Raw genomic sequence first — 17,483 nt, 5'->3', positions numbered from 1 at the left:
TTATTAATTTCCAGTAAATTCAATGGTCTGGACTTTTCCGCCTCCAGATGTGTAAGAAAAGCTGACAAACGCCCGTCTTTGGCCTCTGGCCCAGTTGTGTAGCCGCAATGGTGATCCGCATCCCTGATGTTGTCGTTACGTCTTTAAGAGATAGGTGTTTCGAAGGAACTTGTCCGGTTTTCCGGGATCTTCTCTTGTACTTGAGGAGGAAACGACATGAAATCGTTATTACTTTTTGTGTTTGCAATTACTCTGGCTGGTTGCTCTACACAGCCGAAAACCATCGTCAACCAGGACCTGAGTGAAGGTGTGGTTGGTACAAAGCCGGAAGGCTATCCCAAAACCATGGTCAGGGCGCTGCCGGACCAGCCGGGCTTCTGTGTGGAAGTAACACAAGACTGGCAGGAGCGGTCTTATGAAGGCAAAACGGTCTGGCTGAAGGAAAAAACAGTGCGTAGTGCCAGTTGCACCAAATACCGCTGGTATCAATTGGCCCGGGATCACTAGACGGGTTAGCGGTTGGCGTATCGCGTATAAAGGCCCTATGATCGGCTGATTATTCAACTCGATCGGATGCGCCCATGAAATTCCCCACGGCCACAGTGATTCTGGTGTCGGCCGCCATCTTCTTTGTTCTGTGGAATCAGACCCGAGAGCCAACTCCGCCCATCGACGCCAGCAATTTTAATAATCCGGCTTCCGACCCGGTTGACCGGTCAAGGGTGCTAGACTGGGCAGTGGAAGAGGTGCCACGGCTGTGTAAAGAGGCCACGGGTGTAGGCGAGGGCGCAAGTGAGTACGCCGATTGTCTGAACGCCGTTAAGAACCGTGAGCCCGTGTGCCGCAGGGCCATAGCCGACAGGTTCCCCGATACGATTGGCTCGGAACAGATGTTCCGAGACGTTTCTGTCACCATGATGGATTGTCTGGTTCAGCATTCCCGTCTGCTTGGCGAGTGAAACTCCGAAATTTTGAAATGGGGGTGAAAAAGACTGCCTTAGCGGCAGAATTTCATCGCTCTGCATTCAGCGACGACGAGTAATTGCTATGTTGGTTTTTTCCAATCCGATTGGGTCGGGCGGGCTGTGGTTCGACAACCTGACCACCTCCGACGGTATGCCGGTTGCTTACGATCCACAGGCCCGGGCGTTTGTTCCCATGCCACCCTTCTGTATCAACCGGGAACGAATCGGCTGTAACTGGATTGCGCCGGAGGAAGGCGCATTCTGCCGTTCCTGCGTCATGACAGCGCTGGCGCCCGACCCCACCATACAGAACGCCATACCCAACTGGGCAGCAACCGAAGCCGCCAAACGCTGGGTGCTGGATAATCTGGGTCGCTGGCACTGGTTCAGGCCCGAGGATCCGGGCACGCGGCCCGTTTTCCATATGCTTGCCGAAGGCCTGATGCCAGTGCAGATGGGCCACGGCAACGGCGTGGTTACAATCAGTGTGGCCGAAGCGGACCCGCTGATCAGTACCACCCGTCGCAAGGCACTTGATGAGCCCTATCGCACCATGATCGGCCATATGCGCCACGAAATTTCCCACATGTTGTGGTGGCGGCTTAGCCTGCGCGAGGACTTTCTCACCGAATTCAGGGAACGGTTCGGCGACGAACGGATTGACTATGCGGCGTCTTTGCAGCGGCACTACGAGAACGGCCCGCCGGCGGAATGGCGGCAGCGTTACCTGACCAGCTATGCCTCGGCTCACCCCCACGAGGACTGGGCGGAAACGGCCGCGCACCTGCTGCATCTGACCGACATCGCCGACAGTGCGGTTGCCTCTGAGCTGGGCTCCCCGGAGCTGCCCCACCACAAATGGGACCCTTACACGGAAATGGATTCGGAAAGACTCATTAATATCGCCTCGCAGCTGACAGTGCGGGTGAACCATGTAAACCGCTCCATGGGACTGTCCGACCTTTATCCGTTCACCCTGTCACCGGTAGCACGGGAGAAGCTGGTCTTTGTACATGACTGGCTCAAGCGCGGTGCCCAGGGCTGGTAGCTGACACAAAGCGAAAGTATTGAGGCTGAATTCAGAAGCTGGCAAAGTTCAGCCTTTCAAAGTAAACCAAGCATGAGGAATGGCCGGTGACGGATCTTGTAAGTTATCAACTGAATGACGGCGTAGCGACAATCACCATCAGCAATGGCAAAGCCAATGCATTGAGCCATGAGGTGTTCGAGGCGCTGAACACGGCACTGGACCGTGCCGAAGAAGACAAAGCCGTGGTCATCCTGACCGGCCAGCCCGGCATCTTTTCAGGCGGTTATGACCTGAAAGAAATGCAGAAAGGCCCGAAAGAGGCTACCGCACTTGTCACCATGGGCTCTACGTTTACCCGTCGCCTGGCGGCGTTCCCGTTGCCGATCATTGGCGCGTGCAGTGGTCACGCCATCGCCAAGGGGGCCTTCATCATGCTGTCGGTGGATTACCGTATCGGCATCAAGGGCAGCTTCAAGCTGGGTCTGAATGAAGTGGCTATCGGCATGACCATGCACCACGTCGGTATTGAGATTGCCCGCCATCGCCTGACTCCATCACATTTCTACCGCAGTGTGGTCAACGCTGAAATTTACAACCCCGAGGGTGCCACCGAGGCGGGCTATCTTGACGAAACCGTCGAACCAGATGCCTTGATGGCCCGGGCCAACGAGGTGGCGCAGCAGTTCAAACAGCTTAATATGAAAGCCCACGCCCAGACCAAGCAAAAGACCAAAGCAGGATACCTGGAGCTTCTGGACAGCTGCATTCTCAAGGACGGTGAGAGTCTGGGCCTGACGGACTGAGCTTCAATCCCGAATCAGCGTTTTGCTGTGGCTGCGGAGCGAGTCAGCACCGGCTTTGGCTCGGCCTGCCAGCCTGCGGGCCAGCCCGATGCTCTCGCCCAGGTGGTTTTCCGGGTTCAAGGCTTTGCCAATGTCGTCAGCCGTTAGCAGAGTGCTTACGGCCGGGTTTTCGGCCAGCACTTCGCTTATAGGTCGATGTTCCCTGGCTGCCGTGATGGCCGCCGAGTGAACCACGTCATGTGCTTTCTGCCTGCCAAGGCCACGGTTTGCCAGTGCCATCATGACATTTTCGCTGTTGATCATTCCTCCCGTCAGCTTCAGATTGGCCCGCATCCGTTCCGGCATCAGTCGCAGTCTGATCAATAACTCTTCGAGTTGCTCCAGCATTTCAATCGCGAGGGGGCAGGCCGTATCGACCGCCGTGTAAATCATTTTGCTGGAGGTGGCATCGCCTTCATGGCTGGTTTGTGCGGCATCCATGGCCAGGCTTATCTGGGCGCGCAACTGTGCTGCCAGGGCAATCACGTTGACGGAAAGTTTCGGGTTCACTTTCTGGGGCATGGTGCTGCTACCAACCACTTCGTCGCCAAGGTCTTCGTAAACCTCGCCAACTTCCTCGGACATCAGCGTGTAAAGTTCCTGGCCAATTTTGGCGCAGGTTGAGGCTAGAAACCCCAGCAAGAGCACATACTCGATTAGATGGTCGTTGACGGATCGGCTGGGCACGTCCACGTAGCTAAGGCCCAGGCGATGGGCCATGGCTCTGTTTAATGCTTCACCAGCTCCGCCGAATGAATGCATGGCGCCGACTGCACCGCCGAAAATCAGGGTGAACACCCTCGGTTCCGCTTCCTGAAAACGCTGCTTGTGGCGCAGCAATTCATCTATCCAGCCTGCAGCCTTGAAGCCGTAGGTTATGGGCAACGCATGACGACGCTGGGTCCGCCCGGCCATCACGACATCGGATCCGGACTCGGCCTGGTTTGCCAAAGCATCAAAGCAGTTGGCCAGCAGATTGAGCAATTGCTGATGGGATTGACGCATCAGCAACACCTCCGCTGTCTGCATAATGTTCTGGGTCGTCGCACCCCAATGCACATAGTCCCCGGCACTGCCGTTACAGGCCTGGGCGAGAAATCGCACCAGAGACACAATAGGGGCTCTGGTTACCTGCATATCGTCCAGCAGGGCGGTTTTGTCTATCCATTCAAGTGAGCCTTTACGCGCTATTTCATCGGCGGCATCACACGGAATCATGCCCAGCTCGGCCTGGCTTCTCGCCAGGGCCACTTCCACGTCGAGCCAGGCCTGAATCTTGGACTCCATGCTGAACAGATTTGCTGCCTTGATATCCATGGTTTCGTCTGTTCTTTGTCCGTGAATGGGAAGCTAGACGCCGATCAGAAAGTCCGACACGGCAGCGTTGTAGCGCAATGCGTCTTCGATATAGGGAGCATGCCCCAGGCCCCTAAGCTCCAGGTGGCGGACATCAGGGATTTGATCCAGCAAGGGTTGTGCTTTTTTCAGTGGCGCAACAGAATCCCTGTCACAGGTAATGACCAGAGTTGGCGCCTGAATCTGTGACAGTTCCGGCTGCAGATTGGCGGTCTGGATGGCCCATGCTGCGTTCACCACCCCTTCCGGCCGGGACTCGGCGGCAATGTCGGCTACGCGCCGAAAGACAAGGTCGCTGGCGTCAGCCGGGAGCATACCCTTGGCTCGCCGCCGGCCGTACTCCTCCCTGGGAAGCTCTTTAAGTTCGCGGAGGCGGCGCTGATAACGTTCGTTCGCCCCCTCCTGATCGGACAGGCCATGTCCGGGATGAGTGCACGACAGGATCAGGCGCTTCACCAGGCCGGGCTTCATGATGGCGATCTTCATCGCCACCAGTCCGCCCATCGAGTGCCCGACAATATTGACCGGGCCGCTGTCGCAGGCCATCAGGAATTCAATGGCGACATTGGCCAGATCTGTCACCGAATCACCGGCGACGTCGGATTCACCGTAGCCCGGGGCATCCCAGGCCCACATTTTCATGGTGGGCGCGAGGGCGGACAGCTGGTCCACCCAGCTGGAGCCGTTACCGTTCAATCCGTGCAGGAAGAGCACCGGCGTACCGCTGCCGTTTTCCAGATAGCTGAGCCGACCATTCGATAAACGGACAATCGACCGGGGCATTTGCTGTTCCATAGTGGTTACATCGCTCATGATTGAGTGTCTTCAGAACGGAGAGGCCTCTCCGTCGTCGGAGCCCTGCAGCAGCCCGCTTTCCTGTTCTGCTCGGCTGTCCCTGCGGTAGGGCTCGTTCACTTCCATATCGTCGGTGAATAGCGGCTCTTCGGTCTTGCCCTCAAGCAGGTATTCTGCTCCGGCGGCCGCCATTTTTCGTCCGCTATGGCGAACGCCGTAGACGGTTTCAAGTTCCCAGTTGTATTCGGTGTTGAGCTTTTCGGCCTGGGCCTTACTGACCTTGTAGAAATTCTGGCCTTTCTCCAGGCGATGCGCGCCTTGAGCCTGGGCAATCTCCAACTGGCTCAGCAGACGATGAGACGGATCGTTATCTTCGGTGCCCAGCATGATTACCAGGTGATGCTTGTAGGAGGCTTTCAGATCCTCCGGTTCAACGCCGGTGTTCTTCAGTCCATAGCGCAGAGGCAAGGTCCAGTCCGGGAAGGTGTAGCTGCCGGAGTTGGCGGCAATAGCGGTGCCAATCCGGGCTTCTGGATAGAGCATGATCATGCGGGTAACGAACTGGCCACCACTACCATGACCCCAGATATCGTAGGTTTCTGCATTAACCCCAAACTTGTCTTTGATCTTGTCAAAAGCCCGTTCGAAGGTGGCAAAGGATGTTTGTTCCACCGGCACGCGCTCACCTTTGCTGGCATCGGTGGAGCTAGAATCCTGGGTGACCCAATTGCCCATCTGATAGCCCCACCCTGTGGGGAAGTCTTCGTCGGAAAATTGGGGAGCCACGATCAGGACATCGTACTGTTTTGCGTAGGCTCCCCAGTAATCCCGGTAATTGTCAGCGTCACGCCGCCCGCCATGCATCACCATGATGATGGGCGTATCGGGTGTTACGTTGTCCGGCTTGGAGTACCAGACTCGCATGTCGACCGGTTTTTCCTCTGTGCCGGCTGACACGACAAACGAGCCGTAGCTTTCGAAGGTTTCCGGCTGGAACAGATTTGATTCGGCCTCTTCGCTGACTGCCGCGCTTTCAGACTGCACCGAAGCGCAACCGGAGAGGACGGACAGTAGCCCTACTAGAAATATGGCGATGAGTTTCATGGCGCAGGTCCTCTGTATTGTTTTTGGGATCATGATTTGAGCTGGCGACGGGAAGACTCGGCCTTCCAGCACTGAACCAGCGTGTTGTCGATGATTTCGGGGCGCGGTTTGCTTTCACGGCACTGCTGGTCTGCGAGAGGACAGCGCGGGTGGAAAGGGCAGCCGCTGGGCCGGTTCATCGGGTTAGGGAAATCGCCGGAAAGACCCGGGTCGGGTATTGTCTCGCCCGGCGAGATGCTAAGCGCCGAATCCATCAGCGCCTGGGTATAGGGGTGTTTGGGCTCGGACATCACCTGGTCGCGGTCGCCGCATTCGACGATTTCACCGAGATACATCACCGCGACACGGTCGGCCATGTGTTGCACCACCGACAGGTTGTGGGTCACGAACAGGTAGGTCAGATCCAGCTCGTCCCGCAGGTCCAATAGCAAGTTCAGGATCTGGGCCTGTACGGAAACGTCCAGGGCAGAGGTGGGCTCGTCACAGATCACTACTTCCGGATTCAGGATCAGCGCCCGGCCGATCGCCGCACGTTGTCGTTGGCCGCCGGAAAGCTGGTCCGGGTAGCTGTTGAACACCCGGCTTGGCAGGCCCACCAGTTCCATAATCTGGCGCACGCGATCGTGCTGTTCCTTTTTCGAACCAATACCATGCACCACTAACGGTTTTGCGATGATGTCGCCGATGGTTTTACGCGGATTCAAAGACGAATAGGGATCCTGAAAAATAGGCTGGATCATCCGTGCCCGGTCCATAGGCGGTAGATTTTCAATTCGCTGATTGTTCAGAGCCACCGACCCGGAGCTGGGCATCTGCAACCCCATGATGGTGCGGGTCAGCGTGGTTTTGCCACAACCGGATTCGCCCACCAGCGCCAGTACTTCGCCCTTTCTCAGGGTCAGGCTGACGTCGTCCAGGGCTTGCAGAGGTTTGCGCTTGCCAAAGAGGCCACGACGGACCGAAAAGGTACAGCTGACATGATCAACCGTCAGAACGTTCTCGCCTTTGGCCAGGCCGGATTCTCTCGTCGCTTCGTTCACAGCCGCAGGCTTTTGGGCCGCCGTATCCGTTGCGATCAGATCTGGCTCGTGGCAGACGAAATAGCGGCCCTGATGCAGTTTCTTTGTGGGCGGGTTATCCGTTCTGCAGATATCCGCCGCCCGCGGGCAACGGGTGGCAAAGGCGCAACCGGTAATCTCACCGGTCATCGCCGGCACAATGCCGGGAATCGCGCCCAGGCGTTTCTGGTGGGCGCCCTGGTATCCGGGCACGCATTCCAGCAAACCTTTGGTGTAGGGGTGACGCGGGTCCTGCAAGACTTCGGCGGTTTTGCCGGTTTCCACGATGTCACCCGCATACATCACCGCAATATTGTCTGCCGCCCGCGATACAACGCCCAGATCGTGAGTGATCAGAATCATGGACATGCCAAATTCCTGCTGCAGCTCCCACAGAAGGTGAAGGATCTGTGCCTGAATGGTGACGTCCAGCGCGGTGGTCGGCTCGTCTGCAATCAGCAGTTCCGGCTCGTTCATCAGCGCCATGGCAATCATCACCCGCTGGCGCTGCCCGCCAGACAGCTCGTGCGGATACTGCTTAAGGCGACTGGCGGGGTCCGGTAGACCGACCTTTTCAAGCAGGTAGATGGCGCGTTTCTCGGCCTCGGCGTCCGATACCTTGCGGTGGATCGTCATGGTCTCTTTGAGCTGACGACCGATGGAGTAGACCGGGTTCAGGCTGGTCATCGGCTCCTGGAAAATCATGCCAATGCGCTGACCGCGAATCTTGCTGGCCAGTTCCCGTTCGGTGGCGTGGGTCAGATCACTGCCATCGAAATTGATACAGGAGGCCTGGCGCCTTGCCGCCGGGGGCAGAAGGTTCATCAGGGCCAGGGCCGTCATGGATTTGCCGGAGCCGGACTCGCCCACAATGCCCAGGGTTTCGCCCCGGTTCAGTTCAAGGCTAATGCCCCGAACGGCGTGCAAGGTGTTGGAGTCCGTCGGAATGTCGACTGACAGATCCTGGATATCCAGAATGGATGCTTCATTCATTTCAGTACCCATTTCAGTCCCCATATCAGTTTCTCCGGTTTGTCACAGTCACGTCTCGCACGCCATCACCCAGCAGGTTGATGGCAATCACGAGAATGAACAGAGAAATACCGGGTAGAATCACCAGCCAGGGCTGGAAGAACATGGCTTGCTTACCTTCGGCAATCATCAGGCCCCAGGACGGGATCGGTGATGGAATGCCCAGGCCGAGGAAGGACAGCGTGGCTTCGTTCAGTATGGCCACAGCCACTTCCAGTGTGAAAATCACCATGATCTGGTTCACCAGGTTGGGCAGCACCTCTTTCACGGCAATCTGGAATTTGCTGCAACCCATGGCCTGTGCAGCAGCAACAAAATCCAGCTCCCGCATTCGCAGGGTCGCAGACCGGGTGACCACCAGATAGAACACCCAGTGGGTGGCACCGATGACGAAGATCACCACCGTGATGGACTGTCCGATGACAAACACCAGCGCCATGATCAGCAGCAATGAAGGAACCGCGAGCTGACAGGTCACCAGGAAGTTCACCGCCTGGTCCAGCCAGCCACCAAAGTAGCCGGCGATCAGGCCGAGGGTGACGCCGATCACCATGCCAATGCTGGCGGCGCCAATGCCGATGGTCATGGAAATCCGCGCACCGTAGATGATGCGGCTCAGGTAATCCCGGCCCAGATGATCGGTGCCCAGAAGGTATTCCCAACTGCCGCCTTCAACCCAGACCGGCGGCAGCATGCGCATCGGCAGGTTCTGCAGGTAAGGGTCGTAAGGCGCCAGCCATGGGGCAAAGATAGCAAAGACAGCCATCACCAAAAGGATGCCCAGGCCGATCTTCAGGCCATAATGGCTTCGTGCACGCTTCAGCGCCGCCATGGTCGGACTCAGGCCCAGATTGGTTTCCTCTGCCGTGTCGCCCAGCTCTTTGGTACTCAGTTCAGACGGATTCATTGTTTTGGTCGTGTTCATCATTCACCCCATCCGGATCCGAGGATCAAGCCAGGCGTTGATCAGATCAGCCGCCAGCGTGAGCAATACAAAGGTCAGTACAAAGATCAGAATCAGCGACTGCACCGTGGGGATGTCCGAGTTGAAAATGGACTCCACAGCCAGCCGGCCAAGACCGTTCATACTGAACACGGATTCGGTAACCACCGAGCCACCCAGTTTGTGACCTAGCTGCACTGCCAGGACGCTGACGATGGGCAGCAGGGCGTTACGCATAGCCTGCTGGAGGATCAGCCGGTAGCCCATAAAGCCCTTGGCTTTTGCGGTACGGATGTAGTCGGAAGACAGCACATCCAGAAGGCCGGTACGGGTCAGGCGCATTACGGCCGGAACCGAGCTGGCGCCCAGCACGAAGGCAGGCAGTACGTAATGTTTCCAGGTGGCGTCGCCGGACACCGGGAAGATCGGAAACATGACGGCGAACAGGATGATCAGCATCAGGCCCAGCCAGAAGTTGGGGATGGCCTGGGCAGAAACCGCTGTCGAGAGTGCAAATCGATCGACCCAGCTGTTGGGTTTGAGAGCAGCGCTGATCCCCAGCGGCAAAGCAATCAGAATGGTTACCGAAAGCCCTGCGAGTGCCAGCAGCACCGTGACTTTGGCGTGCTCCTGAATCAGATCTACCACTGGCTGCTTCCAGAAATAGCTCTGGCCGAAGTCACCCTGCAATGTGCTGCCGAGCCAGTCGAGGTATTGCACGGAGACGGGGCGGTCAAAACCATACTGTTCGCGGATGTCGTCCACCATCTCCTGGGGCGCATCTTCACCGGCGATGGTCTGTGCCGGATCCGTCGCAAAGTGGAACAGTGCGAAGGTGCCGAAAGAGACTGTCAGTGCAACGAGCAGGGCCATCAGGCCGCGTTTCATAACGTAATTAAGCATTATTTGTCGCTCCAGCTGGCTTGCCAGAAACGGGGGACGCCGTCTTTCGGAACTTCAAATTCAAGTCCCGGCGACAGCAGGTAGTTTTGGCTGTAGGAAAACATGGGAACCCAGTAGGCCTGTTCCGCGATTCGGGTCAGGGCCTTGTTGTACAGACGCTTGCGCTCGTCGGGATCGATGGTGCGCTCGGCGGCCAGAACGGTTTCGGCCAGTTCTTTATCGTCGGTATAGTTGCGCGCGGAATTCGCCGCAAAGTGCACACCGGTAGAGGCCGACGCATCGGCCGTGCCGCCACTGCCATAGGAGGCGAAAAACGCTTCCATGTCCTTGTCGTTGCGAACCTTCGCAAAGACGTTCAGCTTCACGAAACGCAGGTCGACGTCCAGACCGATCGCTTTGAGGTCACTGACCACGGCTTCGGCAATGATCTTTTCCCGATAGGCCCAAAGCTTGAAGGAAAAGCCGTCGGGATAGCCTGCTTCTTCAAGAAGCTGCTTTGCTTTTTCAGGGTTGTAGGGGTAGGTCGGGCCGTCACTGTTGCAGCCAAACTGGCGTGGATGACAGGCGTAGGGAACCACCTCGGCACTGCCACGCACCAGATATCGGGTGATTTCCTCGCGGTTGATGGCGTGGTTGATGGCCTGCCGAACCTTCAGTTTGGTAAAGGGGCTGTCCGGGTTGGAGTGGCCGGCCGCATCCAGGGTGATATAGCCGATGCGAATGTCATTGCCTTCCCTGCGCACAACGCCCGGCAGGTGACTGATGTTGTCGGCCACATCCGGTGGTACGCCCATCATCATGTCGATGCCGCCGGAAAGCAGCTCCGCCTGCTGGGTGCCCTGATCGGGAATCACACGGAAGACCATGGTTTCAATGGCCGGGTTGGCCTTGGGGCTTGCCTGGTAATAGTCTTCAAAACGCTCGACGACGATTTCGCGACCGGCGCTGAATTCTTTGATCCTGTAAGGACCAATGCCGTTGAGCGGCCGATCTTCCGCCGCGTTGTCCATGCCTTCGGCGCCGTCATAAGTGCCTTTTTTGCGAACTGGAATACTGATGGCCATATCCCTGAGCGCCATCGGATAGGGCAGGTGCAGGTTGAAACGGACGGTGCGATTGCCCACTTTTTCGACGCTTTCCAGCCACGACTGGATGACAGCTCCCCGGCTGGTGTCGGAATCTTCGTCCAGTACCCATTCGAAGGTGTAAACCACGTCGTCAGCGGTCATCGGGCTGCCGTCATGGAAGACCACATCATCGCGAACCGTAACCTCAAGTTGGGTGCTGTTCACCCACCGGTAAGATTCCGCGGCCAGTGGCTCAAATTCCAGCGTGTCAGGATTTACATAAAAAAGGCCGTCGTCGGTCAGGCGAGAGAGGATCAGACCCTCGCGCTGTATGGAGTACAGCCGGTCGACGGTGGTCAGTGGCTTCTCAAAAGCAACCACCAGCGTGTCGCCGCTTTTACCCTCGCTGGCGTCTGCACTGGTGTCAGCGCTGGCGACCAGGGGTAAAAAGCTGGCGACCAGAACGCTCAATAGGCGGGTGCTTAAAGGCACCGGGGTCCGGGTCTGCATCTCTCCTCCTGTTGTCGTTATTGGAGATTCTGATCTTCGAGTGGGACCAGTCTAGGTAGGGCGAATTGATTTTAAAATTGAATATAAGTCATATTTCTATGCAATTAATGCATCATTAATCCGGGTCGCCCGTCATGGTGGCGTGCTCCCCCAAAGATTCACGGACCTGATTCTGTAGACAGCGCACCAGACTGGTCGTAGCGGAGGTCTCCTCGAAACCCGGTGGAAACAACAGTACGAACTGGAGCCGGTAGTTCGGGGCCAGAGGGCGGAGGGTGAAGCGTTCTTTATCGACGGCCATGGCCGCCAGTCGGTCAATGATGGTCACACCCAGACCTTCCACAACCATCTGGCAGGCCAGTACGCTGGAGGTCGTTTCAATTTTGCAATCCAGGTCCACGCCGGCTGAGTGGAAAATCTCTTCCATCTGGAATCTGGGTCGCAGGCCAGGCGCTAGGGCGATAATGTCGTGCTCTGCCATTTGCTCCGCGGTGACTGCCTCCAGCGCTTCAAGGGGATGTCCCTTGGGCACCATCACCATTGCGTCGGTATCGAAGAACGGCCGTTGAATCACCGAGGGATGGTTGCAGGGCTTGGTGAGCGCAACAGCAATGTCGTAATGGCGACCGGCCACCCATTGTTCTATGTCCCGGTGGCCACGAACATCGACGCTGAAACGCTGTTCCGGATTTTGTGATACAAATTTTGCAAGGGCCGGCGAGACAAGGCTGTTGGCAAGCCTTGCAAGCGCAACGATGCGCAACGTTCGAGTGCCACCAGCCTTGATTTCGCCGACAATGCGAGGCAGGTCATCCAGGTTGGCCAGTATTTTTTCCGCTTCCCGATAGAACTCTTTTCCCTCTGGCGTCAGCACCAGACGACGCTTCTCCCGTTTGAACAATTTAAGCTTCAACTCGTCCTCCAGCGTAGATATCAGACGACTGGTCGCTGGTTGACTAAGATTCATGATGGAGGCGGCCGATACCAACGAGCCGTGAATCACCACCGCACGGAAGCATTTCAACTTTTTGATATTCATTTGATTCTCCGACTTAGATGCATAAAACGCATATACCTATCTAATGTTTTCAATTTACATAGGTATCAAGAGTAGCCGATAAAGGGGGTGAAGACAGAAAACGCCACTGACGAGTCAGTGCAAAACAAGAAACCGGAGGCAATATGAGGTTTTCTAAATCAATACTGGCGGCGGGCCTTTTCAGCATCGCCGCATCCCCGACACAGGCCCTTGAAGTTGAGGTAGGTGGCCAGGTGAACAGGGCAATTATGTTCGCGAAAGACGGTTACAACGCGGACCAGCTGGGTCTTGGCTCGGACCAAGAGTTTTACCACGTGGATAACCGTAACAGCCCGACGCGCTTCAATATCGGCGGTACCCAGCGGATCATCGAAGGCTGGACAGCGGGCGCTCTCATCGAGGTGGGAGTTTTTGCCAACGCGTCTAATGACGTTGACCCCGCCCAGAAAAATACCGGGCCCGAGATTGATGAGCGAATCACCGACGTTTTCGTCGACTCACCCTACGGTAAATTGACATTGGGTATGGGCGAAGGTGCTGCTTATGACGCCGGCCGTCGAGATTATTCGGGTACTGGTGTGATCAGTTTCCGTAATCCCAGCCTGATTGGTGGCGAGCTGAGGTTCAAGCTCAAACCCTTCCCGTCCTCCGTCAGAAGGCGGCCGAACCGCACACCTCCGGAAACCAATCCGTTTGACGAGGCCGACCCGTTCGGTAACGAAGTGAGCATATCTGGCAGTATCCGTGACTATAACTTCGACGGCCGTCACCAGCGCATCCGCTACGACAGTCCCCGGATTGGCCCGGTCACGATCTCTGCCAGTGCCGGCCATGATGGCAGCGACGGGCAGGATTCTATTGTGCAATTTGGCATCAAGTCAGGGTTGCGCGTCCCTGGGGGGCGCATGTTGATTGGTGCGGGTTATTCCCGGGCAACGCAGAATTTCGGCGACCCCAATGCCAACCTCTGTGAACGTTATGATCCCAGTGAAGATTCCTTTGAAGATGACTGCACGGGCAATTTGAGAACCGATGCTCCGGATGTAAGCACCTACGGCGGTTCCGTTTCTTATTTTCACAGCGACACGGGCCTGAACCTCACGTTGGCGGCGGTGAACCGCGCAGAGGACCTGACAGAAGAGGAAGCGACAGACACGTTTGATGCGACCAACAGCGAACTTGGCCAGTTCCGTTACGTGAAGTTTGGTTATCGCCCGAATCGCACTCACGCGTTCGATATCCATTACGGCGAGACTCGCGACCGGAACAAGAACGATGAGAAAGGTTCCGTTGTCGGTGTCGGCTATGTTTACAGCCCAACCGATCTGTTTGACGCCTACGCAGGTGCCAAGGTCCACAGCCACGAACGTGCCGAATGGTGTACTACGTCAGGAAACACCTGTTATGCGCCGCAGTTTGAGGACATAACCATCGTCACCACCGGTTTGCGAGTGAAATTCTAAAGAGTTCAAAGCAGCGTCATCGTTGTGTCTTTTGCCCCTGCCCCGCAGGGGCTTTTTTTGGTTCATCCCCCCATTCAGGGTGTCGCAAATACTGTCCTGTCCCGCTAGTCTGGAAACAATACAAAGGAAATGTGGAGGACTCCAGTTGGCGCCAAGGCAGCGGTTTCTGTTGATTACCGTGTTGGCCATTTTGGCCATTGCGGTGTCAGCGCAGGTTTCGCTTTCTTCGCCCTGGCTTGGTCTGGAGCTGTCTCCCCATACCAGTCCGGATGGCCTTCGGGTAGAGAGCGTGCATCGGGATTCTCCGAACGCTGGTGTCATTCCCGTCGGGAGCGTGCTTGTCGCCGTTGAGACTGCTGACGGCACACGCATTCAACTTGATGGCAATCTGGTCATGGAAGAGCCGGATCTTCTTAGCTACAGCGATCTGAACCTGTTCATGCAGCGCCAGACGGACCTTGACCGCGCGCTTCGCTCAGGAAACGGCGACTTCGTGCTGGACTCAGGCGAGCGGGTGCCGGCCGCGGCGATTGATACGCCCTGGCAGCAGCTGACTGGCGGCTTTGCCGTTCATACCTTCTATGGGCTGATTGCGCTCCTCGTGGCGGTGGGGATCTGGGCTTTCCGTCCACAAAGCGTGGCCACCCGACTTTATGCGATGTCGGGCGTGGCAACCATGGTCAATACCCTCACCCTCGCCATATACGGCGACCGGGAGTTTATATTGAGTGGCGACGTGTTCGAGACGGTTGCTGCCGTCAATCACCTGGCCACCCTGATGGTTAATGCCTCTCTGGTCTCTTTGTTCTGGGTTTACCCGCGCCCGCTCGCCCGGTTTCCCGTCCCCACGCTGATGATTCTGATTGCGCTGGCAATGTGGGTGCTGAGCGAGCTTCAAGTGGGCGACAGCGCTCAACTGACTGTTTATCTACCGGTGGTAGTCGGGTATGTGCTGGGGCTGATTTTTGCGGGCGCTCAGTGGGTGGCTTCCCGGGGGCGTCCTCTGGAGCGGGCCGCCCTTAAATGGTGTGTGTTGGCGATTTTCCTTGGCAGCATCCTGTTGATGGGACTTGTGATCATTCCTCCTGCCTTTGGTTATCCCCCGCTGGTGCCTTTACTGGTGGGTTTTGGCGCCTATCTGATTCTTTATCTGGGCATTGCTGCGGGGCTGGTGCGTTATCGGCTGTTCGATATTGAGCGTTGGTGGTTCAAGACCTGGCTGTGGTTTGCCGGAGGTTTGATGGTGCTGGTACTGGACGCCGTGTTGATCATGGGGGCAGGCTTAACAAGTACCTACGCGCTGACCCTCTCGCTCGCCATTGCCGGTTGGGTGTACTTTCCGCTTCGCCAGTGGCTTTGGGCCCGCTTCGGTCAGCGAACCGGTATTTCCCTGAATGAGGCGCTCAGAGAGTTGGTCGATAAGCTTTTTTCTGCCACAACCGAGGCGGAAGTCCGCCGGGCCTGGCCGGACCTGCTGCGGATGACCTTTCAGCCGCTTAGTCTGCAAATGCCGGATGCGATGGGTCAGCAGGAAGCTGTTGTGGTGTCTGGCGACGGTGTACTGATGGAGATGCCTCCTTTGCCAGGTGATCATCAGCGGGCAACGCTGGAATTCGCCAGTAACGGCGCGCGGCTTTTCAACAAGGAGGACATGCGGGTGGCAAACCTGCTGTATGACCTTACGGGAAAAGCCCTGCAGGCTCTGCAGGCAAGAGATGCCGGTGCAGAAAGAGAGCGCAGCCGTATCATGCGCGATCTGCACGACGATTTGGGTGCGCGGCTTCTGAGCCTTGTCTACGTTGCCGAAACCGACAATGTCCGGGAGGTTGCCCGTTCGGCGCTGGCCGACCTTCATGGCCTGGTGGATACCGCCTCGGGCCAAGCCGTTAGTCTGGTGGATGTGGCCAATGCCTGTGAGGGGGAGGTACGCCAGCGTCTGAACGATTCCGGCATCGATCTGGAATGGCAGGGCGGCTCCGATCTGCCAGACCAGGATCTGTCTGCGCGTGCTGCCACGAACATCGCCCGAATCGTGCGCGAGGCAATTTCTAATATCATCAAGCATTCAGGGGCCGATCGTGTGCAGGTTGTGTGGCGCATTCACGGTGGCCAGTTGACCGTGCGCGTCCAGGATAATGGCAGGTTCGACATGTCTGCGGGAATGGGCGATGGCCATGGGCTAAAAACCATGCAGGTCCGCGCTCGTGATCTTGGCGGATCTGTGGAATGGCGAACAGATCCAGGGGAAGGCTTCGAGATTGAGCTGCAAATGCCTGCCAGCTAGCGATCAATCATGCCCATTCGCATGGCTTCGCGGGTGGCTTCCGCCCGTGATGAGACTTCCAGTTTGCGGTAAACGCTTTTGACATAGCCAGCCGTGGTGTGGCGTGTGATACCCAGTGCCTGTCCCACCTGAGCGAGCGTGAATCCCTTGGCGATCAGCTCCAGTACTTCTTGCTCCCGCGGCGTCAGGTCTGGCTGGCTTGAGGTGTCGGGCGGCGCAAAGGTCGCCAGCACCCGGCGAGCTACCGAGGGAGATAAAGGCGGCTCGTCCTCAATCAAGCCGGCGAGGCGTCGGGCCAGCTCTGCCTGGGGCTGTTGCTTGAGCAGATAGCCGCGGGCACCGGCCCTGAGCGCAGGGAAGACATGACGGTCGTCGTCATGGATGGTCACCACAATGCAGAGGCATTCCGGAGCCTGCTCGCGCAGATCACGTATAAAGTCGATACCGGTGCCATCGGGCAGGCTCAGATCGATCAGCGCGATATCCGGCGTGAAACCAGCCTGAAGCAAGTGAGACAGCTTGTCCCTGGCCTCACCGAGGCGACCAGATACAGTCACGGAAATGCCCGGGAATACTTCCGTCAAAACGCCCTGCAGCCAGTCTTGGGCGCCTCCATGATCTTCCAGTAAAAACCCCAACTTCATCGCATCATCCTGAAACCCACAGTGGGTATGTCCATATCTGGTACCTGGTATTGATTACGCTCCAATTGCTCAATCCGATGGGTTCCTTATCAAGATACCCCCCGCGAATGAGGGGGTCAAAGCTGGCAGGTTGCCCCCCAGTTGCGGTCTGCCGGACTTTGTTCGTTCCCGATACGCTCATTTCACAGGTCTGATGAGCAGTGGAGATGGGGGTCAGACTCAGCCAGGAGGCAGTGCAATGAAAACATCGTTCATTCTACAGGTTATGGCATTTGGATTTTTGATTGCTTTTGTGCTGTCAGCGGTAGCAGGGCAGGCAACGATAGAGGCTCAGGAGAGCGGTGAGCGTTCATCGATACAGCTGGAAGACAGCGTTGAGCAGAAAGCGGATGATTCCCTTGACCGCAAGGTGAAAGGATTCCCAGAGACTAACTTTTAAGGATAAAAC

Annotated in this window: 16 protein-coding genes and 1 pseudogene; 7 read left to right on the top strand and 10 right to left on the bottom strand. The window is 57.0% G+C overall.

The features are described from left to right. Window positions 1-216 precede the first annotated feature (216 nt). The 4 genes from FPL19_RS02315 (at window position 217) to FPL19_RS02300 (ending at window position 2,798) form a co-directional block, all read left to right on the top strand. Complete coding sequence (locus tag FPL19_RS02315; protein WP_150910227.1) at window positions 217-507, top strand: hypothetical protein; 291 nt, start codon at window positions 217-219, stop codon at window positions 505-507. 74 nt (window positions 508-581) lie between these two features. Beyond that, the gene (locus FPL19_RS02310) at window positions 582-959 is read left to right on the top strand and encodes a hypothetical protein (RefSeq protein WP_150910225.1); all 378 of its coding nucleotides are present in this window, start codon (window positions 582-584) and stop codon (window positions 957-959) included. Window positions 960-1,047: 88 nt separating this feature from the next. Beyond that, the gene (locus tag FPL19_RS02305; protein WP_150910223.1) at window positions 1,048-2,013 is read left to right on the top strand and encodes a zinc-binding metallopeptidase family protein; all 966 of its coding nucleotides are present in this window, start codon (window positions 1,048-1,050) and stop codon (window positions 2,011-2,013) included. A gap of 86 nt (window positions 2,014-2,099) precedes the next feature. Next, entirely contained in the window at window positions 2,100-2,798 is a 699-nt protein-coding gene (locus FPL19_RS02300; protein ID WP_150910221.1) for a crotonase/enoyl-CoA hydratase family protein, read from the top strand. 3 nt (window positions 2,799-2,801) lie between these two features. Here FPL19_RS02300 and FPL19_RS02295 read toward each other — a convergent pair whose 3' ends face one another. The 9 genes and pseudogenes from FPL19_RS02295 to FPL19_RS02260 form a co-directional block, all read right to left on the bottom strand. Then, window positions 2,802-4,154: a class-II fumarase/aspartase family protein gene (locus FPL19_RS02295; RefSeq protein WP_150910219.1), complete on the bottom strand. Its 1,353-nt coding sequence runs from the start codon at window positions 4,152-4,154 to the stop codon at window positions 2,802-2,804. A 33-nt stretch (window positions 4,155-4,187) separates the two neighbouring features. Further along, window positions 4,188-5,006 carry an alpha/beta fold hydrolase gene (locus FPL19_RS02290; RefSeq protein WP_150910217.1) on the bottom strand — a complete coding sequence of 273 codons (819 nt, stop codon included), beginning with the start codon at window positions 5,004-5,006 and terminating at the stop codon, window positions 4,188-4,190. Between the two features lie 12 nt (window positions 5,007-5,018). Further along, the gene (locus FPL19_RS02285; protein WP_150910215.1) at window positions 5,019-6,092 is read right to left on the bottom strand and encodes a hypothetical protein; all 1,074 of its coding nucleotides are present in this window, start codon (window positions 6,090-6,092) and stop codon (window positions 5,019-5,021) included. 29 nt (window positions 6,093-6,121) lie between these two features. Next, entirely contained in the window at window positions 6,122-7,132 is a 1,011-nt protein-coding gene (locus tag FPL19_RS17715) for an oligopeptide/dipeptide ABC transporter ATP-binding protein (RefSeq protein WP_263656794.1), read from the bottom strand. A 48-nt stretch (window positions 7,133-7,180) separates the two neighbouring features. Further along, window positions 7,181-8,143, bottom strand: a pseudogene (locus tag FPL19_RS17710) (ABC transporter ATP-binding protein); the annotation flags it as partial. Window positions 8,144-8,168: 25 nt separating this feature from the next. Then, window positions 8,169-9,110: an ABC transporter permease gene (locus tag FPL19_RS02275; RefSeq protein ID WP_225314261.1), complete on the bottom strand. Its 942-nt coding sequence runs from the start codon at window positions 9,108-9,110 to the stop codon at window positions 8,169-8,171. Then, window positions 9,111-10,028: an ABC transporter permease gene (locus FPL19_RS02270; protein WP_150910213.1), complete on the bottom strand. Its 918-nt coding sequence runs from the start codon at window positions 10,026-10,028 to the stop codon at window positions 9,111-9,113. It lies immediately after the preceding gene. Further along, window positions 10,028-11,605, bottom strand: a complete 1,578-nt coding sequence (locus FPL19_RS02265) for an ABC transporter substrate-binding protein (RefSeq protein ID WP_150910211.1) — start codon at window positions 11,603-11,605, stop codon at window positions 10,028-10,030. The genes FPL19_RS02270 and FPL19_RS02265 overlap by 1 nt, the downstream gene beginning before the upstream one ends. A 115-nt stretch (window positions 11,606-11,720) precedes the next feature. After that, window positions 11,721-12,644 (bottom strand): LysR family transcriptional regulator, encoded by a 924-nt coding sequence (locus FPL19_RS02260; RefSeq protein ID WP_150910209.1) that lies wholly within the window; start codon window positions 12,642-12,644, stop codon window positions 11,721-11,723. A gap of 143 nt (window positions 12,645-12,787) precedes the next feature. Here FPL19_RS02260 and FPL19_RS02255 point away from each other — a divergent pair, with 143 nt between their 5' ends. Beyond that, window positions 12,788-14,107, top strand: a complete 1,320-nt coding sequence (locus FPL19_RS02255; protein WP_150910207.1) for a porin — start codon at window positions 12,788-12,790, stop codon at window positions 14,105-14,107. Between the two features lie 145 nt (window positions 14,108-14,252). Next, entirely contained in the window at window positions 14,253-16,391 is a 2,139-nt protein-coding gene (locus tag FPL19_RS02250) for a sensor histidine kinase (protein ID WP_150910205.1), read from the top strand. Here the strand turns inward: FPL19_RS02250 and FPL19_RS02245 are convergent. Next, window positions 16,388-17,035: a response regulator gene (locus FPL19_RS02245; RefSeq protein WP_150910203.1), complete on the bottom strand. Its 648-nt coding sequence runs from the start codon at window positions 17,033-17,035 to the stop codon at window positions 16,388-16,390. The two genes, FPL19_RS02250 and FPL19_RS02245, sit on opposite strands and share 4 nt — an antisense overlap. 238 nt (window positions 17,036-17,273) lie before the next feature. Between FPL19_RS02245 and FPL19_RS02240 the strand changes: the two genes are divergently transcribed. Further along, complete coding sequence (locus FPL19_RS02240) at window positions 17,274-17,474, top strand: hypothetical protein (RefSeq protein WP_150910201.1); 201 nt, start codon at window positions 17,274-17,276, stop codon at window positions 17,472-17,474. Window positions 17,475-17,483: the final 9 nt, after the last annotated feature.

Origin of the sequence: Marinobacter halotolerans (assembly GCF_008795985.1) — a bacterium.
Lineage (GTDB): Bacteria > Pseudomonadota > Gammaproteobacteria > Pseudomonadales > Oleiphilaceae > Marinobacter > Marinobacter halotolerans.
The sequence above is the reverse complement of the archived record's forward strand: the minus strand, read 5'-3'. Positions and strand labels throughout refer to the sequence as shown.